The organism is Curtobacterium sp. BRD11, assembly GCF_031844345.1.
Taxonomy (GTDB): Bacteria; Actinomycetota; Actinomycetes; order Actinomycetales; family Microbacteriaceae; genus Curtobacterium.
On the sequence record NZ_JAUZUZ010000002.1, the window covers coordinates 217978 to 239250 of the forward strand.

Here is a 21273-nt window from a genome sequence, read left to right on the forward strand (position 1 = left end):
CACGGTCAGCTGGAAGCCTCAGATCCAGCATCGCGAAGATCTACTCGAACAAGAAGTACGCGGGCAACTCCTGCTATCAGACGAAGATCGGCGGCGAGTCTCGACCCTTCGTGAAGACTGCTCGAAGCAACTGCAGTTGAGGTGCAATGAACTTGCTGAAATTCATTCCGATTCCCATCGTCGTCCTCGGCTTGATCGGCTTCCTCACCGACATCAGCTGGTGGTTGCTCGCCATCATCGGAGCCGCCTCAGCACTCACCCTCATCGCTGGAGATGCCGTGATCGCCCGACGGAAGCGGCAGAGGTCAGGACCGCGGTGAGGCGACGACCGCCCCAGCAGCCTTCGATGCTGGGGCGATCGTCGCTCGTCGAGGTGTCGACTCACGCGGGAGTCGCGATCTGGATCACGCGCTCAGGGCGGAGACGAGAGCGAAGCATCGGTTCCATCGCCGAGCGTCCGGTAGCCGATGGTCAACTGGGACTGCGTCCCGGGCAGGCGACGGCGTTTACCCTGTCATGCTGGCCGGGTGATCCTCCTGACCGAAGCCGCGCGCGGTGTGTGGCTGGTGGAGCGCGCCGGCCGATGGGCGACCGTCGGTGGTGTCGCTGGCAAGGGCTTCGAGGCGTACGCGCGGCTGCTGCACACGGTAGACGCACACCGCACTGACCCGACCACGGTCGACGAGTGGGGCAATGCCATCGACGCTGAGAACACGCGTTGGAGGTGGGCCGAGGTCGCGCGCCGCAACAGCCGAGTGATGCATCCCCTGGTGCAGTGGTGGCGGATCACTGACGAAGAGCAGACCAGGGATTGGCCTGATGGGTGGCGGGTCGATCAGTCAAACGACGGCTGGTTTGATCCGGAGGACCTGGCAGCCCTGACCTCGCACCTACTGGTCGCGACACAAACACCGAATGACTTGGTCATTGGAGCGTGGGAGGGCACCGGCAACCCGCCCTGGGCAGAGCGAAGCGGGAACGGGCGCGCTCGAGCTCGCATGCAGATGCACTGGCCCGGTCGGGACATGTGGTTGTTCAGCTCGAGTTTGCGTGAGCTCGCGGACCCGACGTGGGCGCAACGCACCGTTCCGGGATGGGAATGCAGCCGCTACGGCCAGGAGGGGCCATACACGTCGCTAATCTGGCCCGAGGATCACGCCTGGGTGGTCGCGTCAGAGGAGGACTGGGACTCGACGATCGTCGCCGGCTCACGCGCACTCGTCGACAGCGTCCTCGCGGACGACCGTTACGAGGCCTTCGAAGTCCACGAGGATGACGACCTGAGCTGGGATGGCGATCTACTTAACCCGCGCCGAGCGCCGCGATCGAGGCCTTGAGCTGAGCGACGTCCGGTGATGGATCGCCTATCGGACGCTCTACGGTGCCGGATCCTCGAGGGGCCAAGACCGTCGGGAGAGGATCACGGTGTGAACTTTTCTCCTGCTAGGTGCGGATACAGGGTGTGAGCACAGATAGTGAGCTGATCCGCCTGTCGCTGGATCAACCGCCCGCGTTCGGGGAGTTGTACGCCCGGCACGCGCGCGCCGTGTACCGCTACGCGGCAAGCCGCGTTGGGGCTGAGGGTGCGGAGGACGTGTTGTCGAACACGTTCCTCGCGGCCTTCGAGCGCCGGAAGCGCTTCGACATGTCCGTCGTGTCCGCGCTGCCGTGGCTGCTCGGGTTCGCCACCGTGGCGATCCGGCAGCACCGCCGACAAGAGCACCGGCACCTGAGCGAGTCCGTCGACGACGACGCGCTCGCATTGGTCGGCGTCGATGATGTCGCGCCGCACGCCGCGGCCCTCACCGAGGTGATGCGAGCGGTCACGCGACTGTCACCACGAGACCGCGACGCGTTGCTGCTGCACACGTCGGCGGACCTGAGCTACGAGGACGTCGCCGCGGCGCTGCACATCCCCGTGGGCACGGTCCGATCACGCATCAACCGTGCGCGAGCGCAGCTCCGGACCGCAACAGGCAGGGGCGCAGCCCCGGAACAGGAACGAACCAATGGACGAACTGCAACTCCTTCGATCGGGAACCGTCATGTCTGAGCCCGACGCCGCGACCCTCGACCGCGGGCGACGGGCCCTGGATGACCGCATCGCCGGCCGACGGAGCTTCTCCTCGCTGCGCAAGCGGCGGATCGGTCGTCTCTCGATCGGAGTCGGCGCTGGGGCGCTCGTCGTCGGAGCGCTCACCGGTGCGGCCTTCGTTGTCAACGGCCCGTCGGACATCCCCTACGACATGCAGACCGCGGTGCCGTACCAGCACGCGTTCATCGAGTGTATGGCAGAGGCAGGTTGGACCGATGTCGCATCCTCCTCGCCCGAGGGTGAGAACTGGGTCCGCATCTACTTCCCGGCCAACACCGCCGCGAACGAGAAGGCGACGAATGACATCGGCGCATGCCGTGCGAGCGTCGCTGGTCAGAACGGCGTGAGCGTCGCTATCGTCGTCGGGCGCGAGTAGTGGCCGCGGTGCAGGGGTTCCCGATCAGGCCTGATGCGTTGACCCTGCCCCCGACGCAGCCGATCGACATCACCGCATGGATGAAGGAGACCGCCGTCAGCAAGTCCGTCTGAACGTGACTGCGGAGCTGCCCCCAGGGGCGGCTCCGCAGTCGTGCGTATCCGGACGACCATCCCCATCCGGGCCGGCGGCAGGGCGCCACCCTTTCGAGCGCACGACCGTTTACCGAGACAGTCTCCTGGTCTCTCGCACCCAGCGTTCTTCGTAGAGCCCAGTCCCTGAATCGATCTGTCGATCTCCTCGGCGCTGGAAGCCGTGTTTGGCGTAGAAGCGTTGAGCGCGCTCGTTGAACGAGAACACGAGGAGGTGAGCATCCTCTTCGTTGAGCGCAGCATTCAGGAGGCTTGAGGCAACCCCCGTGCCCTGGGCCTCTTGATCTACGTACATCGTCGAGAGCTCCAGGGTCGGCAATCTGCTCGAGTCGCCGGAACTGCGGCTCGTGCTCGCGACACCAATGACTTGTTCCTCGGGCGACTCTGCAACGAACACGAGTCGACTGCCGCTGCCGATGCGCTCTGCCCAGCGATCCGTCGTCGGACGGAGGGACCGGGCGTCTAAGAAAGAGTCCGGGACGATGCCACGGTAGGTCTGCTCCCACATCAGCGTCTGAAACAGTCCGACCCTTTCGGCGTCATCAACACGTGCCCGCCGGATGCTCACCACCAGACCAGTGTGGAGGACGCTCACCGCGGCATCACAACGTCTCACTTACCGATCGTTCATCGGACGGAGGGCGGAAGTTCGGCGCGATCCGCCTGTGAGCAGCTTTGTTCCGCGTCGTCGTTCTCGCCGTATTCGGTGTCGTGATCGAGTCCGGATGACCGGATGACCGGATGACCGGATGACCGGATGACCGGATGACCGGATGACCGGATGACCGGATGTCGGTTGGGGCCGGGCTAGCTCACGCCCAGCTTCGGAGCGTGGGAAGCCCCCGCTCTGTTAGTCAACGCGTTGGCGGCAGGACGTGGGTGACGAGCCGAGACACTTCCTGGGCGGCTCGGTTCGCAGTCTCAACGTCGGGAGCGCCGGTGACGACGAGTGCGAGCACGACGGGGGCCGCGTCTCCCGAGGCACGGTAGGGCACTTCGAGGGTGCTGACCTCGGCGAGGCTGCCGGCTTGGCTTGTGTCGCTGACCCCGGCTACTTCCCACGGCGCGTCGGTGCCCGCAGCGGTCGCAGGGGACTCCGGGCTGTTGAGCAGGATGTTCCGTAACGTGCCGCGACGGTCCGGGGCAAGCGTTTCGCCGTATACAGCGTTGTCGAGCAGGGCTGCGAAGCTCCGCGCTGACGGCCCGGCACCCTGCTGCTCGAGGAGCTCGCCCGCGCGGCGACGGAACGCATCATCTCCGCCGAGCCAGGTGACGAGCGTCTGCTCCGCTTGCGGCGCATTGGTCTGTAGGGCGGCGCTGACAGCATCCAGGAGCGTCGCAGGGGTCCCCGTTTCGACCCCGGTTTCAGACGCGGCCGGAGACGCTGCGAGTTGGTCATCGGAGGCGTTCGCAAGCACGAGCACGCTCGCGGTAAAGCTGAGCATGTCGATCGGTACCGTTTCGGTGGCGCGGAAGCCCAAGTGGTGGTCGTTACCAGTATCAATGGCATCGACCCAGATACGAATGTCGTGCTTCCGCTCGTAGGCGGCCAAACGCTGAGAGAACTGTGCCGCGGTGATCGCCTGCGGCGTCCGAGAGGCCACCGGGGTGGTGTGGGAGGCGGCGGGTTCCGGAGACGCGGAACAGCCTGCGAGGGCCATGCCCAAGGCGATTGCCACCACCACCGCAGGAGGGGTCAGACGGATGATGGATCGTCGGAGAGGGCGAAGCACGGAATAACGATACGGTGACTCAAATGTCTGTCTGCGCACACGGGCCACTGCACCGCATGATTAGCCAAGTGCTGACCATCGCCGTGTCGGCCCTGATCTTGAGCGGTTGCGCCAGAGCATCGACCACCGTCGCGGCTGAGCCGAGCAAGACGGCGGACCCGAGTGCTGCTGCATCGGCTGACGAAGCACCGGTCCTCACCGCGCCATCATCGAGCGCCCGTCCGACAACGACCACGGAGAGCGCGTTGCTCGCACTAGAGCAAGCCGAACACGCAACCGTCAGTACCTGTGTGATGAGTGGCGCAACTGGTGCGGTCTCGACCTACAAGGGCGAAATCGAAGTACCCGCAGACGCTCTTCTCGCTTCGGTTCTTCCCGCAATCGCTGCCAGGAACGACCCGAGCGGGACGACGCTACCGGTCGCGGAAGATCCCTCTGACGTTGACGCACAGATCCTACGGCTCGGTGGCGACAGCAGCGTTGCCGCTGGTCTCGCTGCTCTGGGCGACCGCGTGACAACGACGCGTACGACAACTGCCCGGCAGGCCTGCAGCGACATCAACACTGCACTCCTCGGCGATTTCCTCGACGAGCAGTTGAACAGCGCGTACCGAGAAGCGCTCCTCACAGCAGCGAACAGTGAGACTGCCAGGTCCTTTCGCACATCGGTGCCGGATGGGTGGACCGCCACGGGGACCGTTCTCGTAGACAGCTCAACCGCGGGGGCCGTTGCGGTACTCAGCGGTGTCCACTGGTCAACAGTCATCACGGTATTCGTCACCGGTGCCACTGACCCGCCCGACGTGATCGCGCGCGCGACCCAGATCGCCCTCACCACCTGATGCTGCGGCCCGCAGGCGACCGCTCCGGCCGGGACGACCTGGTCGCCTACCCCCAGTGCCTGGTCAACACGTACTCGCGGTCTCTATCCAGGGCGTCCCTCAAACCTCCGATTCCGCCACATCCAACGGCTAACACATTGACGACCTCGACGAAGCGGCGTGTCTTGTAGCGGAACCCAGTCCCGGAATCTATGTTCCGCTACTACCCCTGCTGGTCGAGTTTCGCTACCTTTTTCGCATGGGTCACCTCCTCGGGTACGCGCGCGTGTCCACCATCGACCAGGACGCATCGCTGCAGATCGACGCGCTAGGCGCCGCCGGCTGCTACCGAGTGTTCGTCGACACCATGTCCGGGTCGCTCCAACACCGACCTGAACTCGACAAGCTCCTCGACCAGCTCCGCCCCGGCGACACCCTCGTCGTCTGGCGACTCGACCGCCTCGGTCGATCCATCCGGCACCTCATCGACCAGCTGCACGCACTCGCCGAGCGCGGGATCGGGTTCCGGTCACTCCAGGAGACCATCGACACCACCTCACCCGGCGGTCGGCTCGTGTTCCACGTCTTCGCCGCGCTGGCGGAGTTCGAACGGGACCTCATCAGGGAACGCACCAATGCCGGCCTCGCCGCCGCCCGAGCCCGCGGCCGCACCGGCGGCCGACCATCTCGCCTCTCCGCGGACCAGGTGCGCACCGCACGCCGGCTCTACGAACAGCAGGACATGACCGTCGCGCAGATCGGCAATGTCCTCGGCGTCAGCCGCACCACCATCTACCGGGCCATCGCCCGCCACAGCGAACCGATCATCGCCAGGCGGCCGAAGCCCTCACCGACGATGTAACCAGTCATGGACGCGAGCGAGCGGTGGCAGATCCTTCGACTACACGTCGACGACGCCATCCCGCTCGCTGCCCTCGCCCGCAGTACGGGTGTCAGCGAGCGCACCCTGCAACGCTGGCTCACCCGCTACCGCACCGGCGGGTACGTCGCCCTGGCCGACGGCACCCGGACCGATCGTGGCGTCCGACGGACGGCGCCGGAACTCCGGCACTTCGACCACGCACACGCCCCTAACCCGTCCCTGCTCGAGCTGATCATTATCGACGAGTCCGAACGCCTCACCGGGAACGCCATCGAGTGGCTGCGTGACCAGTACGATCGCACCGGCATCGCGATGATTCTCATCGGCATGCTCGACGTCATCACCAACGATGTCGTCGAAGCCGCGCGCAGCACCCTCGTCATCGGTACCACCTGACCGACCACCGATCGCCGCGAAAACGACGACACCGAGCGAAGCTGCTCACAGACGGAAGATCGACGTCAGGACCGTCTCAGTAGCCGATCGGCTATCGGACGGTCCGAGCGGCGGCCCACTCGCGGTCGAGCATCGCGTACTGGTAGCCGTCGACCCAGCCCAGGTCGGCGTGCCAGGAGTCCTCGATGCCGTGCTGCTCGCGTCGCATGCCGTTCTTTTCGAGGACGCGGGCGGAGGCGATGTTGTCGGCGTTACAGCTCGCGGTGACGCGCCGGAGCCGGAGCACGTCGAACGCTGCGGTCAGTAGGCCGCGTGCCAGGACTGTTCCCAGTCCCTGTCCGGCGAGGTCGGGTTGCAGCATATAACCGATGACGCCTTGCGTCGCCAGCGGCATATCGGGTTGTCCTAGGCCGTCGATGACGTCGAGGAAGCCCAGGCCAGCGAGCTGGCCGTCTAGCTCTGCGATGCAGGAGAAGTCGGTGTCGCTGTCGGGGATGCTGGCCCACTCCCTCGCGTAGGCGTCAGGATCGACGTGGGTGCGAAGCATGAACCGGTTGACGACTGGGTCGTTCCGCAGCGCGACGAGCTGGTCTGCATCCTCGGGCCGAGGATCGCGGAGGAGGAGGGCCCCGCTCTGAGCGGGCCACGGAGAAGTGCGCACCCTGTCATCCTCCCAAGAGTCAGTTTCAGTGACCGATCGGCTATCGAGACGGCCAGTCCATCGCTCTGTCGATGGAGTGACGCTACGGTGCGGACATGAGTCAACGGCTGCTCTACCTCACCCGGCATGGTGAGCAGGACCCCGCCCGGCCAGACGGCGGACTGTCTCAGCGAGGTCGCGAGCAGGCCGAACTGCTCGGCCAGCGATTGTCAGGTGCTGATATCGGTCGTATCTACGAGAGCCCCCTCACTCGCGCAGCGGAGACGGCAAGCATCGTGTCGCGACATCTACCCGCGGCCGAGCGTCGCCTCTCTGACCTCGTGCGCGACCGCACCCCTGTTCCGTCAGTGGATCGTCGCCGTGAATACCCGCATCGCTGGTTGGCTTGGTTGGACGCTGTTCCTGCTGACGAGCGAGATGAGGACGCGCGTGCGCTTCGGCAAGCCTTCGAGTCGCTGTCGATCGAGTCCGACGCGGGCTCTACGGACCTCGTGGTGACTCACAATTTCGTGATCGGGTGGTTCGTCCGGGAAGTTCTCGACGCACCGTCCTGGCGCTGGATGGCTCTGCATCATGACAACTGCGCAGTAACTGCGATCCGGTGGGACGCAGATCGAGGCCCTTCCCTGGTGGCCTTCAACGACACCGGTCACCTTCGCTAGGCAAGGGTGGTGGGCAGGCTCGGCGGCCGATCGTCTATCGGACGCGGATGCACCCTTGCTACGGTGAGCATCACAAGACCTGAGGGGGTGAGTCCAGTTACTACGACAGTCCAATGGACGCGCCAGCATCAGGCTCCGTCGTCGCTCATCTGACAGCGACCTCAGTCAACTGCTGCGCGCCTGAGCCACGAAAGCGCACACATGCAGTCATTCACTTCGCCGCGCGTCGGCACTCTCACCTACACCCGCATCGGGCACGGGGAACCCGTGATCTGTATCCCCGGCGGTCCGCTCCTACCAGCCGACTACCTAGAGGACCTCGGCGGGTTGAGCCAGCACGCCGAACTCATCCTGTTCAACTTGCCCGGGGCTCTGCCTGGCGTCGTAACCGATGCTGCTGCTCTCCGATGCGACCTCATCGTCCAAGACCTCGAAGCCCTCCGACAGTATCTCGCGCTCGATCGCGTCACACTCCTTGGTCATTCGGCGGGCGCGAACATCGTCGCTCGGTACGCCGAGCGGTACGGCGAGCACGTGAAGCGCCTCGTTCTCGTCGCCCCGAGCACACGTGCCGTCGGACTCAACATCTCTGACGCCGACCGCTCCGCGGTCGCGCGCCTACGAGCCGGAGAGTCCTGGTATGCCGAGGCCGCCGCAGCGCTCGCCCGCATCCAAGCCGACGAAGCCACGGACACTGACTGGAACGCGATTGCCCCGTTCACATACGGGCGGTGGAACGACGGTGTGGCTCAGTATGAGGCCGCAATGAACACCGCTAGGAACCCGCGTGCCGCCGCCGCCTTCGGGGCTGACGGCGCATTCGATCCACCGACCACGCGGGAAGCTCTTGCTGAGCTGCGCGCGCCAGTGACAGTCATCGCCGGCGGCGTCGACGTGGGCCTGCCGCTGCCGGTCATGCAGCAGCTCGTCGACTTGTTCCCGCACGCGACCCTCCGAGTTCAGGACGGGGCAGGACACTTCCCGTGGGTCGATGATCCGCACGCTTTCGTAGAGTCCGCGCGTACGGCCCTGCTGAGTCGGTGACTTCGGTGGCCGGGTCCGAGGGGCCCGGCCACCCATCGGCTATCGGACACTTCTAAGCTCGGGGCATGGGGATGAACAAGGATCAGCGACTGGCCGCGATCATCGGGGGCGTGGTGGCGGTGGTTGCGGGTTGCTCTGTGGCCGTTGCGGGGGCTCTCGGCCTATTCGGTTCGTAGTCGACCTGCCTCACCGACCGATGAACTGTTGGACGGCGGGCACCTAGCTCGATGGTGTGACGATCGCTGTCAGCCCGCTCCAATCGGGCTCGTAGTCCGACTCGATCAGTGCACGACGCTCGCTGTAGAACTTCGCCACTCGCACTGTCAGATCTGGCGTTGGGGCAGTGGGCAACAGCGCCAGCGCCTCCGTGGCAACGACGTCGGTGGGTGTTCCCGACCGGTGATGCCCGCTGCCGCTCTGCCGATCCGCCAGGACCATGCTGTGAACGAGGGCTTCACGGACCACCCCGAGGGTGAGGTGCAGCCCGATGACGTTCGCACCCCGACCGAAGCGTGCCGCCGCGAGGGCAAGGTCGAACCGCACAGCGTTGTCGACGGGCGGCGGCGGAAGCGTGAGCATTGCGCCACGCACCGCCAAGTCGCAGCGGCGACCGTCCCGCAGCACCGCGCGAACCCGCTGCACCGCGCGAACCCGCTGCACATCGTCATCGAGACTGCTTTGCCACGCCCATAGTTCAGCTCCGAGGAGCAGTCGGCCCTCGACGTCTGCGGAGAGATCGACCTCAGCGTCAAGGTCGCTCCACCGATCGAGTTCCGAGGGTGTGGGCACGGAACCGTACGGCCGCACCGCATCTACGGCCGGGCTCGCGACACCGAGCTGATCGAGAAGCGCCTGCTGCCACTGCATCCCCGCACACTACGAGAACACCGTCCCGATAGCCGATCGATCATCGGACGGTCTACTGAGGTCGGTGGCTTCAAGCTCGTGTGGGCGCGTCCCTTGTGCCTCGCCGGATCATTCTCGTGCGCACTTGCTGCAACGCGAAGAGGCAGAGTGCGACCGAGCCGATCGCCATCACGAACGAGTCGGCTTCCTCGCCGGCGAACACTTTCAGTGTCACAGTCGCTGCGGCCGCCCACGGGAGCCAGGCGACGGCGATCGCCGCAGCCAGGACCGTCCGCCGCTGAGCAAGGAGGACGAGGACGCTGACGAGGACGATTCCTCCAGCTGATGCCAGCACCCAGGGAGCGAGCGCGATGCTCCACCAGCCGGCATCTCCGACGAATTGTGTCTCCCACGGACGCGCAGTGGGGAGTCGCAGGAAACCGAAGAGCGCCGACGCAATCCCGACGAAGCCGAACGCGGCAAGGCTTGGGAGTCTGCGGCGTGGATCGCCGATGGAGGCGAAGATGACCAGCAACGCGACGAACACGACGGTGGTTGAGCCAGGTCCGTTCCAGTTTCCAGTTGCCGAGCGAAGCAGGGCTGCGCTGACTACTCCGAGCAACGCCACAACCCCGATCGCATGGGTAAGTACCCGCGACCCGGCGACGGCCGCGACGAACATGAGCAGCACAGGCGCGATGAACAGTGGCGCGGCGTTCAGGAACGGCCCGAAGAGTGGAACGTTGTCGGGGATGGTGCCCCTGTCGAAGCCTTGCGGCCATGAGACGAAGAAGAAGTACGTCAGCGTGAACGCGGCGGCAGCTCCGACCGAGATAGACGCCACGAGTGCCCGCACGTCCTGCGGGCACACGACGTTGATCCACTCCGCCAGCCCTCGTCCACGAAGGTCGGCGAGCTCGCCGGTGGCCGGGGCGGTTCGGCCTTCATTGTCCGCGACGTCGAGGAGGACCCCGACCATCGCCTCGCCGAATCGGCGTCGCCACTTCGGCGGGTACCAGCGCACCGCTGCCCGGTACTGCTCTTCCAGGTTCGTGCTGGTCATGCGATGCCTCCACGAGCAATGAACGCTGAACCGGTGACGTGCCCGGTCTTGAAGCCCTGCATGCGCCGGCGCGCCGCGCTCGCGTTCGCTTCGAGTCGGCGCACCTCGCTCTCGAGAGCGTCTCCACCCGCGGGTGTCATCTCGAAGTACTTCCGCAGGCGACCATCGACAACTTCCTCTCCGGCTTCTTGCACCAACCCCTGATCGAGAAGACGGCCGAGCACCGCGTACAACGTGCCGACCTTCAACCGAACCCGGCCGTCCGAGATTGACTCCGCTTCCGCGATCAGGGCGTACCCGTGCGCCCGACCCCCCGCCAGCGCCGTCAGCACCAGCAGTGTCGGCTCTCGCATCTCACCGCTACTCATGCCGTCATAATACTCATTCGATCAGAGTATTTGGAAGCGCAGCTCATACGAACCTTGCGCCGTCCATAGCCGTTCGGGTTCTGAGGCTCTGACATGAACTCGGAAGCAGGCGGGTCAGACAAGGCAAGATTGAGTGGGGTGTCGGGCTCGATGCCTGGCTCTTGATGCAGGGGGATCAATGACGATCGAGATGTTGTGGGCGCAGGACGACCCGACTGAAGTGCTCCGAGACCGTTTCGGCTTCGCCAATGCGGAGGCGGTGGGCGATTGGGCCACCTCGACCGTCGAGCGCCATTGGGGTCTCCGTGTCGGGTCCCCGGAGCGGGTCGTGATCAGCGACAGCAACGCACTTGCATGGTTGCGATCCGGCGACGAACGGCTCCTGTTGAAGTGGTCGGTCGCACCTGACCGGTTCGATCGGCTCGCGTTCGCCGCCACGGTCACCGCTTCGCTCGGAGCACTCGGACTACCCGTGTCGACACCGGTACCGACCCTCGCGGATGAGGTTCAGGTGACGAGCGATCGTGTCTCGATGGGACTGCAACGCGTCATTGAGGGCAGCCACCCCAATGTCGAGGACCCTGATCAGGTTCGTGCAGCGGGAGCGATGCTCGCACGGCTGCACGATGCGCTGCACGAGCACCCCTTGCGCAACTCGCCATCCGAGTTCCTGTCCGTACCGGCACCACTCACCGAGCAGATCGCAGGCTGGGTCTCCTCCAACCCGTCGACGCTGTCCCCGGACGCACGGGACGTCCTCGGGCGGATGCTCAAACAAGCGTCGGCAAACCTCCCGTCTGTACAGATCGTGCAGGGCGACTACCGCGCAGCAAACATCCTGTGCGTCGGCAGCGCTGTCGTCGGCGTTCTCGACTTCGAGGAGCTCCGGCTCGATCACCGAATCGTCGAGCTCGCTCGTTCGGCGGTCATGCTCGGCACGCTCTTCCGCGACTGGGGGCCCGTCTCAGCTTCCGTTCGGCAGCAGTTCCTGGACGGCTACCAAACGGTCCAAGCTCTCACCGATGCGGAACGTCAGTGGTGGCCGGTCCTCGTGCTCTGGTACTCGCTCGCACTCGTGCCTCCCGGCGACGACCCGATGGGGTGGGGTCAAGCCGCAATCGACGTACTCGACGAGCAGACGGCGAGGTAGGAAAACGCAGTCTCGTTAGCCGATCGGTTATCGGACGGCGATGGCGGTTCGCTACCGTGAGCGTATGAGCAATGAAGGACAGCGAGAGCGACGCAACCCGTGGTGGGCTGTCGCCCTCGTGTTCATGTTCGGCGGGGTCCTGTCGCTCGTCGCTGGCCGGATGCTCCCTTGGCAGGACCAGGACCGTCAGGACCCCGATTACTGAGTGGGAGTCCGCCAGGCCATCCGCTACCGGACGTCGCTACCGCAACTCGCTGCCGAGGTCACCAAGGCTGACCGTGAGAATGTCCGTCAAGAGGAGCGCGTACGTGCCATCGGGGTCGAGGTCCGGGTCATAGACCGTGATCGACGCACCGATAGCGCGAGGTGCGAGCCCGCGAAGCAGCTCGATTAGTTCCTCGGGCGTGCAGCCGCCCGGGTCAGGACTGTCCACGGCAGGCATCACGGTTGCGTCGAGCACGTCGACGTCGACCTGCAACCAGTAGCCAGCAGCACCCGCAGTCGTTCGCAGGACGTCGACGACGGCAGCAGTACCGCGACCGCTCCACTCCGAGGTCGGGACGACCGCACCGACCACGCGGCGAACCTCCGCCAGTTCGGCGTCGTCATCGCGGCAGCCGACGTGGGCGGTCCGTGCGGGGTCGAAGTACGGGGCGGCACCGTCGATGTCAGACACAGATGGCCAGTGGGACCCAACTGCAGCGGCCAGGTCCTCCCCCGCGACACTCGCGCACTCGTCACTGTTGCCCGGGTGCCGGAAGTCGGTGTGCCCGTCCACGTGCACCAGCCCGACACCGCCCCGTCGCTTCATTGCAAGACCCGCGCCGAGGAGCACGCTGCAATCTCCGCCGATGACCAACGGCGCTGCACCGGTTGCCAGTACCGCGTCGATGCGGTCCGCGAGCCGCCGCGCGTGATCAATCATCGCGCCCTCGTTTCGCACGACGCCCGGGATGCGGGTCGCGTCGTCGTCGACGTACCGGCCAGGAAGGACCACGCCGGCGTCGGTGGCTCCCTGCTCCACGAGCCGGCGGTAGAGACCTGCTTCGCGAAGCGCCTCGGGTGCTTTCGCCGCTCCGGGAACCGCACCCGGCTCTGGTGGCCGCAGGCCGAGGTTCGTCGGGGCCGAAACAAGCGCGATCATCCGACCGAGTCTGACAGAACGACTCCGCGTCTCCTCGCGAAGCTAAGTGGATACGACGGCACACCGCGGCAAGAGGCGTCCGATTGGCGGTCGTCAACCGGACGCTCGGGCACTTCGACGCGGTCCGCAGCAATCTGCGCCGATGAACTGTGAGCAGCCGCGCTCTGTGTCGTCCTTCTCGCTGCGATCGGTGTCGGGTCAGGTGGTGCCGATGACGAGGGTGCTGCGGGCGGCTTCGACGACGTCGTTGGTGATGACGTCGAGCTCGTTGATCTTCAGAACGCGTTGGATCTGCGGGAGGAGGCGCTCGAGGAGCCGGAAGTTGCCGCGGGTGATGCGTTCGACGGCGGCGATGGCTTGCGCGTCGGTGAAGTCGTCGGGGTCGATTGTCTTGCCTAGCTTGCGCCATTGACGTTCGAGGACGAAGAGCAGCTCGTCGTGGCCGAGCGGACGGTACTGGTGGGCGAAACCGAGGCGGCTGTAGAGCTGCGGGTAGTGGGTGAACTGCTTCTCGATGCCGGGCATGCCGATCAGGATCATCGCGATCCCGGTGCGGTCGTACTGGTCACGCAGCCACTCGATCGCGTTGCCGGTGAGGCGTTCGGACTCATCGATGATGATCAGCTCGAGCAGTGACGGGTTGGGGCCGTGCGCGTGGTCGACGTGGCCGCCGTGGAGGACGAGGTGTTCCTCGATGCAGCGTTCGGTGCGGACCATGTCGTGCCGGAGGTCCTCTTGCAGGGCGCGCATCGTCGCGGAGACCTCGGGCGTGTAGAAGACGGTCCGTGCGCGGTGGGCCGCGGCGTAGATCTTGGTGTCGTCTTCACTGCGTGCGGCCCACCTGGCGATAAACGGGCCGATACTGTCCCAGTGCGCGTAGCGGCGCGCTGAGAGGGTCTTGCCGACGCCGGCGGGCCCGAAGCAGACGCCGATGGTGTTCTGCTTCCGGACCGCGTCGGCAAACTCCGCGAACCGGCGGTGCTCCTTGGTGACGATGAACTGGCTCGTCATGACCGGTCCTCCTCGTAGGTCTTCAGTCGCGGCCGATCCGTCTCGACGGCTGGCGGTGTGGTGGTGTCGTCGAGTTTGGGATTGACGATCGCGATGCGTTCGTGGATCTGCCCGCGTAAAGCCCGGCGCTGAGCGTTCCTGGCGGCTTGGATCTGCTTGAGGCTGATCGTCTCGGTCTGGTGCTCGGTGCTGATCGCGGTGCAGAGGAACACGTCGCGGTGGAATACGCGGATCTCGGTGACGTCGCGTGGGTCGTACCGGACACTCACGGTGCTACCGACGAACGGCGCGAGAGTGGCCGCGGTGTAGCGGAGGCCCTCGAAGTGGATGCCATCGCGCTGCACGACCCGCGTCGTGGGGACGGTGAGCAGGAACCCGTCGAGCTGTTCAAGGGACTCCGGGAGCCGTGGCAGCCACCCGTCTGCAATCCACGCGTGCAGTGGGCTCGTCCGGAGCTCACGGTGGGAGCGGGCGTTGTAGCTGCGGATGAACGTGCTGATGGCACTGTCGACGCCGCCGAGATCCAGCGCCGGCGTCGGCGCCGAGGATCCGGCTGCGAGGTGGCCGGGGAGCGTTGGGAGCAGTTCGGTGTTGATCGTGCCGAAGAACCGCTCGATCTTCCCGCGCCCCTGGGGCCGGGCGACCTGCGAGTGGATGATGCGGAGGTGCAGCACAGCCGCGGTGTCGCCGAGACGATGGCTGGTGAAGTCGGACCCGTGGTCCGTGTAGAGCACGTCCGGGATCCCGCAGACGGGCCAGTCCGGTTCCGGCTTGTGCCAGATCGCTTGGCGCAGCGCGAGCGCGGTGTTCGCCGCTGACGGGGCACCGAGGAACACCATGTACCCGCAGATCGCGCGGGAGTAGTCGTCGAGGATCACCGTCAACCACGGTCGTGCGGGCTTGCCGTCGGGCCCGACGGTGAGCAGGTCAAGCATCGTGTGGTCCGCCTGCCAGATCGCGTTCGGGCGGTCCGCGCGACGTCGGAGCAGTAGCTCGTGTTTGTCACGGTATGACGCTGGCCCCTCGAGTGCGAGCGTCACCATTCCGGGATCGAGCCCGTTCACGATCGACCGCACGGCGGAGTACGACGGCGACGGCAGTCCCCGTTCAGCGCAGTGGACGCCAACCTGACGGTGAATGGTGGCGATCGACGGCCGCGGCTTGGTGAGCGCAAGCCCTTCGACCAGGCGGACGAGTTCCGGTGCTGTGCGTCGGACGCCATGGTCGGCGCGAGCGTCGTCGGCGAGGGCGGCATATCCGCCTGTCCGGTAGCGGGCGAGCCAGCGTTGCAGGGTGCGCTCGGTGACGCCCGTGCTGCGGGCCAGGGTGGCAAGCGGGATTGCGTCCTCGACGTGCAGTCGAAGGATTCGCCACCGCTCGCTCGCGTCCATGACCGGCTACATCGTCGGTGAGGGCTTTGCGCGTCGGCGGGCGACGGGTTCGGCGTGCTTCGCGAGCGTCCGGTAGATGGTGGTGCGGCTGACGCCGAGGACATCGCCGATCTGCGCGACGGTCATGTCCTGCTGTTCGTAGAGCCGGCGTGCGGTGCGCACCTGGTCCGCGGAGAGCCGAGATGGTCGGCCTCCGGTGCGGCCGCGGGCTCGGGCGGCGGCGAGGCCGGCGTTGGTGCGTTCCTTGATGAGGTCCCGTTCGAACTCTGCCAGCGCAGCGAAGACGTGGAACACAAGCCGGCCACCGGGTGAGGTGGTGTCGATGGTCTCCTGCAGCGACCGGAACCCGATGCCGCGTTCGGCGAGTGCGTGCAGCTGGTCGATGAGGTGCCGGATGGATCGACCGAGCCGGTCGAGTCGCCAGACGACGAGAGTGTCGCCGGGGCGGAGCTGGTCGAGGAGCTTGTCGAGCTCGGGCCGGTGTTGCAGCGACCCGGACATGGTGTCGACGAACACGCGGTAGCAGCCGGCGGCGCCTAGCGCGTCGATCTGTAGCGACGCGTCCTGGTCGGTGGTGGACACGCGCGCGTACCCGAGGAGGTGACCCATGGAGAGAACGTAGCGAAACTCGACCAGGAGGGGTAGTGGCGGCACGTAGATTCCGGGATTGGGTTCCGTTACAAGACACGCCGCCTCACACGCTGCCGAACCGTCGGCACGGGCAGTTGTAGCGGAATCGTTCGTATTTGCTACAGCCGGTGAGTCAGCGCCGCAAGCCGGAGCGCTTGGACGGAACGTCGTTGTTGTTCCGCGCGATGGCGGCCGTTGGCCGGAGAGGGGTGTGGTGCCGCGATGACGGGTACGAGTCGGGGGTGCTCGTCCAGGGTGAGGTGCCGCATGACTCCGTCGAGGGCGGCGGTCCCGTACGTGACGATGGCATCGAGCACGGGGAGCACCTCGAGCAGAGTTTCGAGGGCGTGTCGCCCCTCGTCGATGTCCACAGGTCGGACGCGGCCGAGAATCTCCCACGGGATGAGGTTCCAGCGGAGGTAGTCGTTGCGTGCGAGTCCGGACTCGATGCGGGCTGCGCGGAACGCGGCCGCGGTCGGGCCCGGGTTGTCCTCGCTGCAGATCGCCGTGTGCGCTGCGGCGATGGTCTGGGGGCCGGGTGACTGCATGAGGACCAGGACGCGGCTGGATGTGCCGCCGGATCTCGGGTCGAAGTTCGGGACGAACCGCCGTGAGCCGTCGGGTGCGGTGCGCCATGCCTCGGCGAGGGCGTTCAGGGATCGAACGTCCGCGACCTCGTCCGCGAGTTCGTCGGGGGTGTTCATGCCGGCTGTGGTGGTGCGAGGAGGGCGCCGCGGATGACGGAGCCGTGGAAGGTGCGGACGGCGACGGTGATCCATGCGGCGACGAGGCCGGCGTAGTAGACGACTGCGAGGACGGCGACGACGGTGAGTCCGGAGTGCAGGGCCAGGCCGTTCAGGCCGGTGACGCAGGTGCCGACGGGGAACGTGAATGACCACCAGGTCAGGCTGAACGGCAGGTGTTCGCGGGCGGTGCGGATGGTGATGGCGAGGGCGATGACGGTCCACAGCAGCGCGAAGCCGAGCATCGCGAACCCGTACACCAACGCCACGACCAGCAGGGCGTGGGCGGTGGAGGCGTCGACGGCGGTGGGGGCGTTCGATGCGAGGAGGTTCACTGCGGTGATGGACTGGCCGACGGGTCCGAGGACGATCCACAGGGTCGGGACCATGCCGGCGGCGCCGACCTTGTGTTGCGCGAGTCGGCTCCAGATCAGCGTGATCACGACCAGGGACGTGATGAGGCTGAGGCCGAAGAAGCCGTAGCAGGACCACAGCAGGGTTTCGCGCGCCTGACCGGCGGGGGCGTAGGGCAGCAGGAGTGCACCGGTGGAGGCGGACACCATCGGCGGGACGATGGGCATCAGCCAGCCGCCGAACGCGGAGTCGGGTTTGTTCTCGTGGCGGGTGAACGCCAGGTACGGCACGAGGACCGCGGTGAGGAGGCCGCCGATGGTGCCGATGGTCCAGAGGACCCAGTCGATGGTGACGGCGGCGGGGAGGCCGATCCAGTCCTTACCGAGGAGGATGGTGCCGGCGCCGACGGTGAGGAACGCCATGGGCGGTGCGCCGTAGAAGTGGGAGATGACCGGGTGCAGGTGGTGCCTGGCCGCGGTGCTCCGGTAGCGGATCCAGTGCAGGACCGTCGCGATGGTGAGGGCGACGAGCAGGACCGCCGCGATCGCCCAGATCACCGTCGCCGCAGTCCGGAGCCCCGGGAACTGCAGTGGCAGCGACGCGGCTGCGACGGCGACGATCCCAGTGCCCATGATCGACGCGAACCAGTTCGGGGTCAGGTTCGACACGATCAGACCGGGCCGCTCCAGCTCCCGGAACAACCGCCGGTCTCGCACACCCTGCTCGGACGTCACCGGTGCGTGGGCGAGGTGAGCGGACATGCACCCATCGTGCGCGTGTGCCCCGTGGTTCGGGAACGGCGGACTCGTTGGCAGGGCACAATGGTTGCTTGTGACAATGCGGCGGTTGACGGACCGGACTCTGGACCTCGACACCCTCGAGGTTCTCGTCCGCGTCGCGGAGACCGGTTCGTTGACCCGCGCGGCCGAGGCGTTGGGGGTGACGCAGCAGGCGGTGTCTGCGCGCTTGCGTGCCGCGGAGCAGGCGACCGGTCAGCCGCTGGCGCACCGGACGGCATCCGGGACCGCGCTGACCGACGCCGGCCGGGTGGTGCTCGGTCTGGCCGTCCCGGTGTTGGAGGCCTCCCGGCGGCTTGAAGCAGGCGTCGCCGCGCTTCGAGAACCAGCGGGATCCCTCGTGGTCGCAGCGTCGCAGACGATCGCCGAACTCCTGCTGCCCGGATGGTTGCTCGCGCACCGTGCGGCCGCGCCGCCTGCGTCGGTGCGCCTGATCGCGGGGAACTCTGCCGCCGTGACCGACCTCGTTCGTTCCGGCGCTGCCGACGTCGGGTTCACGGAGACTCCTGCTGCGCCAGCTGACCTCTCATCGCTCGTGGTCGACGAGGATGAACTTGTGGTCGTCGTCGCTCCGCACCATCCGTGGGCAAGCGCTTCGGGCATCACCGCGGATGACCTCGCGGAGACGCCGCTGCTGCTCCGTGAGGAAGGGTCCGGCACACGCGCCACGGTCGAAGCGTGGCTCGACCGTGCTGGGCTCCGCCTGGTCGCGCCGGCGGCGGTACTGGAGACGACGGGCATCATCCGCGCCAACGTTCGGGCGGGCATCGCGCCCGCGGTGATGAGTCTCCGCACCGTCGACACTGACCTCGCCGACGGTGCCCTCGTCAGGGTGCCGCTGCTCGGCCCGCCACTGATCCGGCCGCTGCGTGCGATCTGGTCAGGCCACCCGGGGCCTGCCGCCACGGCGTTCTTGGACACCGCCCGCAGCTCGAGTACCGGTGGTCAGATCAGTCCGTAGGGCAGCTCCGGGTGCTGCTCGGCGATCTCGGTGAGCCGGTTGTACTTCGCGACGCGTTCCCCGCGGGCGGGTGCGCCGGACTTGAGCTGCCCGGTGCCGGTCCCGACGACGAGGTCCGCGATGAATGTATCCGTGGTCTCGCCGGAACGGTGCGACACCATGCTGGCCATCCCGACGCTGGTGGCGGTGGCGATCGCGCCGAGGGTTTGCGAGACGGTGCCGATCTGGTTCGGCTTGATCAGTGCCGCGTTCGTCAGCTGCTGCTCGCCGCCCTCGCGGATCCGCTGTGGGTCGGTGACGTAGAGGTCGTCGCCGACGATCTGGATCCGGTCGCCGAGTGCCGCTTGCATGCGGCGGAACCCCTCATGGTCGTCTTCCGCGAACCCGTCTTCGATGCTCCGGATCGGATATGCGTCGACCAGATGCCGGTAGTAGTCGACTAGCCCGTCCCGGTCGAGGCTGTCGTTGAGCACCCGGTAGGAGCCGTCGCCCTGGGAGAACTCGTTCGCGGCCGGATCGAGCGCGATCGCCACCTGATCGACGCCCGGCTCGTAGCCGGCGCTACGGATCGCAGCGACGAGCAGGTCGAGCGCTTCCTCGGGGGCGGCAATCGACGGTGCGAAGCCGCCCTCGTCGCCGAGGCCGAGGCTGCCGAACCGGTCCCGCACTAGGGCCGCGAGGGCGTGGTAGACGTCCGCGCCGACGCGGACGGCGTCGGCCATCGACGTCGCCGCGACGGGGGCGATCATGAACTCCTGGAAGTCCAACTTGTTCGCTGCGTGCGCGCCGCCGTTGAGGACGTTGAAGTGCGGCACCGGCATCCGCGGCGTCGAGCCGGTGATCTCGGCGATCCACTGCCAGAGCGACCGGTCCGCGGCGTGGGCGAGAGCTCGGGATGCGGCGATCGAGGTCGCGACGACGCTGTTCGCGCCGAGCCGGCGGTACCCGGTGGTGCCGTCGAGTTCGGCGAGGGCGGCGTCGATCTGCCCGATCGCCGACCACGACCGGCCGGTGAGGAGCCCTGAGATGTCGGTGTCGATCAGGTGGAGCGCCTGGGCGACGTCCCGGCCCCCGAACGCGGAACCGCCGTCACGGAGCTCGACGGCTTCGTGGGCGCCGGTGGATGCGCCCGCGGGGGCGTCCCCCGTGACGGTGCGGCCGTCGTCGAGCTCGAGGGACACGCGGACGGTCGGGTAGCCGCGGGAGTCGAGGATGCGGGCGCCGTGGACGGCGTCGATGGTGACGGGGTGGTCGTGGTGGGTGACGTACTCACCCTGATGGGCTCCGTGGTGGTGGATGCCGCTGATGTAGTCGTTCATGGTGACGCTCCTTCGGTTCGGTTCGGGTCATGCGTCGAGCGGGGGTGTGGTTGGAAGGGGAAGCCGCGGGGAGGCGGAGGGACGACCTGCTGGCGATCACTCGGCGCCAGTGCCTCCCCGTGGCAGTCTGTGGACCCGTGGGTCACGGGTGTCGGGTGTGGGCTTCCTGCGCGGTGCGAATGACGGCTTCGGCAGCAGCACGGTCGGCCCACCCGTTGGTGCTGACGTGCTTGCCGTGCTCGATCTCCTTGTAGTGGGAGAAGAAGTGCTCGATCTCCGCCAGCGTGTGCTCCGGCACGTCGGTGATGTCCTGCAGCTGCGCGAAGCGGTCGTCGTTGGCGGGGACGGTGAGGATCTTGTCGTCGCCGCCGTTTTCGTCGACCATGCGCAGCATCCCGACCGGCCGGACCGTGATGACGACGCCGGGGAACGTGGGACGGGGTAGGAGCACGAGGGCGTCGAGGGGGTCGCCGTCATCGCCGAGGGTGTTGTCGATGGAGCCGTAGTCCTGGGGGAACACCATGCTGGTGAACACCGCCCGGTCGAGCCGGATCCGGCCGGTGGCGTGGTCGACTTCGTACTTGTTGCCGCTACCGCGGGGAATCTCGATCGTGACGTCGAACAGCATGGATGCCTCCGGTTCTGGAGCGGGTGTGTGGTCCGTGGGCGGGGT

Annotated in this window: 26 protein-coding genes; 12 read left to right on the top strand and 14 right to left on the bottom strand. The window is 66.8% G+C overall.

All coding sequences use genetic code 11. The features are described 5' to 3' along the window. The first annotated feature begins 146 nt into the window (after positions 1-146). The 4 genes from Q9R28_RS05545 to Q9R28_RS05560 all read left to right on the top strand — a co-directional run bounded on the left by Q9R28_RS05545 (position 147) and on the right by Q9R28_RS05560 (position 2471). The gene (locus Q9R28_RS05545) at positions 147-320 is read left to right on the top strand and encodes a hypothetical protein (RefSeq protein ID WP_251160778.1); all 174 of its coding nucleotides are present in this window, start codon (positions 147-149) and stop codon (positions 318-320) included. A 207-nt stretch (positions 321-527) separates the two neighbouring features. After that, positions 528-1337 carry a hypothetical protein gene (locus Q9R28_RS05550; RefSeq protein WP_251160779.1) on the top strand — a complete coding sequence of 270 codons (810 nt, stop codon included), beginning with the start codon at positions 528-530 and terminating at the stop codon, positions 1335-1337. Positions 1338-1462: 125 nt separating this feature from the next. Further along, a complete protein-coding gene (locus Q9R28_RS05555; RefSeq protein WP_251160780.1) occupies positions 1463-2053 on the top strand; it encodes an RNA polymerase sigma factor in 591 nt (196 codons plus the stop codon). Continuing rightward, positions 2010-2471, top strand: a complete 462-nt coding sequence (locus tag Q9R28_RS05560; RefSeq protein ID WP_311205641.1) for a hypothetical protein — start codon at positions 2010-2012, stop codon at positions 2469-2471. Before Q9R28_RS05555 ends, Q9R28_RS05560 begins: the two co-directional genes overlap by 44 nt. A gap of 222 nt (positions 2472-2693) precedes the next feature. Here the strand turns inward: Q9R28_RS05560 and Q9R28_RS05565 are convergent, their stop codons facing one another. Then, positions 2694-3218, bottom strand: coding sequence for a GNAT family N-acetyltransferase (locus tag Q9R28_RS05565; RefSeq protein ID WP_251160782.1), 525 nt, complete (start codon positions 3216-3218; stop codon positions 2694-2696). A gap of 259 nt (positions 3219-3477) precedes the next feature. Then, complete coding sequence (locus Q9R28_RS05570) at positions 3478-4356, bottom strand: hypothetical protein (RefSeq protein ID WP_251160783.1); 879 nt, start codon at positions 4354-4356, stop codon at positions 3478-3480. A 68-nt stretch (positions 4357-4424) separates the two neighbouring features. Here Q9R28_RS05570 and Q9R28_RS05575 point away from each other — a divergent pair, with 68 nt between their 5' ends. The 3 genes from Q9R28_RS05575 to Q9R28_RS16820 all read left to right on the top strand — a co-directional run bounded on the left by Q9R28_RS05575 (position 4425) and on the right by Q9R28_RS16820 (position 6456). Next, the gene (locus Q9R28_RS05575; RefSeq protein WP_251160784.1) at positions 4425-5198 is read left to right on the top strand and encodes a hypothetical protein; all 774 of its coding nucleotides are present in this window, start codon (positions 4425-4427) and stop codon (positions 5196-5198) included. A gap of 238 nt (positions 5199-5436) precedes the next feature. Next, positions 5437-6039, top strand: coding sequence for a recombinase family protein (locus Q9R28_RS05580; protein WP_251160785.1), 603 nt, complete (start codon positions 5437-5439; stop codon positions 6037-6039). A 6-nt stretch (positions 6040-6045) separates the two neighbouring features. Continuing rightward, the gene (locus tag Q9R28_RS16820) at positions 6046-6456 is read left to right on the top strand and encodes a helix-turn-helix domain-containing protein (RefSeq protein WP_396137153.1); all 411 of its coding nucleotides are present in this window, start codon (positions 6046-6048) and stop codon (positions 6454-6456) included. A gap of 91 nt (positions 6457-6547) precedes the next feature. Here the strand turns inward: Q9R28_RS16820 and Q9R28_RS05595 are convergent, their stop codons facing one another. Then, entirely contained in the window at positions 6548-7117 is a 570-nt protein-coding gene (locus tag Q9R28_RS05595) for a GNAT family N-acetyltransferase (protein WP_251160786.1), read from the bottom strand. Positions 7118-7212: 95 nt separating this feature from the next. On the opposite strand from Q9R28_RS05595, the gene Q9R28_RS05600 reads away from it, so the two are divergent. Further along, on the top strand, positions 7213-7779 hold the full coding sequence (locus tag Q9R28_RS05600) for a histidine phosphatase family protein (RefSeq protein WP_251160787.1): 567 nt from the start codon (positions 7213-7215) through the stop codon (positions 7777-7779). Between the two features lie 201 nt (positions 7780-7980). Beyond that, the gene (locus Q9R28_RS05605) at positions 7981-8823 is read left to right on the top strand and encodes an alpha/beta fold hydrolase (RefSeq protein ID WP_251160788.1); all 843 of its coding nucleotides are present in this window, start codon (positions 7981-7983) and stop codon (positions 8821-8823) included. A gap of 219 nt (positions 8824-9042) precedes the next feature. On the opposite strand, the gene Q9R28_RS05610 is transcribed toward Q9R28_RS05605, so the two are convergent. From Q9R28_RS05610 to Q9R28_RS05620, 3 genes are all read right to left on the bottom strand, one after another. After that, positions 9043-9690: a hypothetical protein gene (locus tag Q9R28_RS05610; RefSeq protein ID WP_251160789.1), complete on the bottom strand. Its 648-nt coding sequence runs from the start codon at positions 9688-9690 to the stop codon at positions 9043-9045. Positions 9691-9760: 70 nt separating this feature from the next. Further along, positions 9761-10732: a hypothetical protein gene (locus Q9R28_RS05615; RefSeq protein ID WP_251160790.1), complete on the bottom strand. Its 972-nt coding sequence runs from the start codon at positions 10730-10732 to the stop codon at positions 9761-9763. Continuing rightward, complete coding sequence (locus Q9R28_RS05620; RefSeq protein WP_251160791.1) at positions 10729-11100, bottom strand: PadR family transcriptional regulator; 372 nt, start codon at positions 11098-11100, stop codon at positions 10729-10731. Before Q9R28_RS05620 ends, Q9R28_RS05615 begins: the two co-directional genes overlap by 4 nt. 178 nt (positions 11101-11278) lie before the next feature. Between Q9R28_RS05620 and Q9R28_RS05625 the strand changes: the two genes are divergently transcribed. Both Q9R28_RS05625 and Q9R28_RS05630 read left to right on the top strand, forming a co-directional pair. Further along, positions 11279-12250 (top strand): phosphotransferase, encoded by a 972-nt coding sequence (locus Q9R28_RS05625; RefSeq protein WP_311205642.1) that lies wholly within the window; start codon positions 11279-11281, stop codon positions 12248-12250. A gap of 64 nt (positions 12251-12314) precedes the next feature. Beyond that, positions 12315-12455 carry a hypothetical protein gene (locus Q9R28_RS05630; protein WP_251160793.1) on the top strand — a complete coding sequence of 47 codons (141 nt, stop codon included), beginning with the start codon at positions 12315-12317 and terminating at the stop codon, positions 12453-12455. 36 nt (positions 12456-12491) lie between these two features. Here the strand turns inward: Q9R28_RS05630 and Q9R28_RS05635 are convergent, their stop codons facing one another. The 6 genes from Q9R28_RS05635 to Q9R28_RS05660 all read right to left on the bottom strand — a co-directional run bounded on the left by Q9R28_RS05635 (position 12492) and on the right by Q9R28_RS05660 (position 18284). Continuing rightward, positions 12492-13394, bottom strand: coding sequence for an arginase family protein (locus Q9R28_RS05635; RefSeq protein WP_251160794.1), 903 nt, complete (start codon positions 13392-13394; stop codon positions 12492-12494). A 198-nt stretch (positions 13395-13592) separates the two neighbouring features. Further along, positions 13593-14405 (bottom strand): AAA family ATPase, encoded by an 813-nt coding sequence (locus Q9R28_RS05640; protein ID WP_251160795.1) that lies wholly within the window; start codon positions 14403-14405, stop codon positions 13593-13595. Then, positions 14402-15796 (bottom strand): Mu transposase C-terminal domain-containing protein, encoded by a 1395-nt coding sequence (locus Q9R28_RS05645; RefSeq protein ID WP_251160796.1) that lies wholly within the window; start codon positions 15794-15796, stop codon positions 14402-14404. Before Q9R28_RS05645 ends, Q9R28_RS05640 begins: the two co-directional genes overlap by 4 nt. A gap of 6 nt (positions 15797-15802) precedes the next feature. Next, the gene (locus Q9R28_RS05650; RefSeq protein WP_002857200.1) at positions 15803-16405 is read right to left on the bottom strand and encodes a recombinase family protein; all 603 of its coding nucleotides are present in this window, start codon (positions 16403-16405) and stop codon (positions 15803-15805) included. 140 nt (positions 16406-16545) lie between these two features. Continuing rightward, a complete protein-coding gene (locus Q9R28_RS05655) occupies positions 16546-17130 on the bottom strand; it encodes a uracil-DNA glycosylase family protein (RefSeq protein WP_251160797.1) in 585 nt (194 codons plus the stop codon). Then, positions 17127-18284: a TDT family transporter gene (locus Q9R28_RS05660; RefSeq protein ID WP_311205643.1), complete on the bottom strand. Its 1158-nt coding sequence runs from the start codon at positions 18282-18284 to the stop codon at positions 17127-17129. The genes Q9R28_RS05655 and Q9R28_RS05660 overlap by 4 nt, the downstream gene beginning before the upstream one ends. 76 nt (positions 18285-18360) lie before the next feature. On the opposite strand from Q9R28_RS05660, the gene Q9R28_RS05665 reads away from it, so the two are divergent. After that, positions 18361-19281, top strand: a complete 921-nt coding sequence (locus tag Q9R28_RS05665; protein ID WP_311205644.1) for a LysR family transcriptional regulator — start codon at positions 18361-18363, stop codon at positions 19279-19281. Here Q9R28_RS05665 and eno read toward each other — a convergent pair. Together eno and Q9R28_RS05675 are read right to left on the bottom strand one after the other, a co-directional pair. Then, positions 19266-20600 (bottom strand): phosphopyruvate hydratase, encoded by a 1335-nt coding sequence (gene eno / locus Q9R28_RS05670; protein ID WP_311205645.1) that lies wholly within the window; start codon positions 20598-20600, stop codon positions 19266-19268. The genes Q9R28_RS05665 and eno overlap by 16 nt on opposite strands. Positions 20601-20742: 142 nt before the next feature. Next, entirely contained in the window at positions 20743-21228 is a 486-nt protein-coding gene (locus Q9R28_RS05675; protein WP_251160801.1) for an inorganic diphosphatase, read from the bottom strand. Positions 21229-21273: the final 45 nt, after the last annotated feature.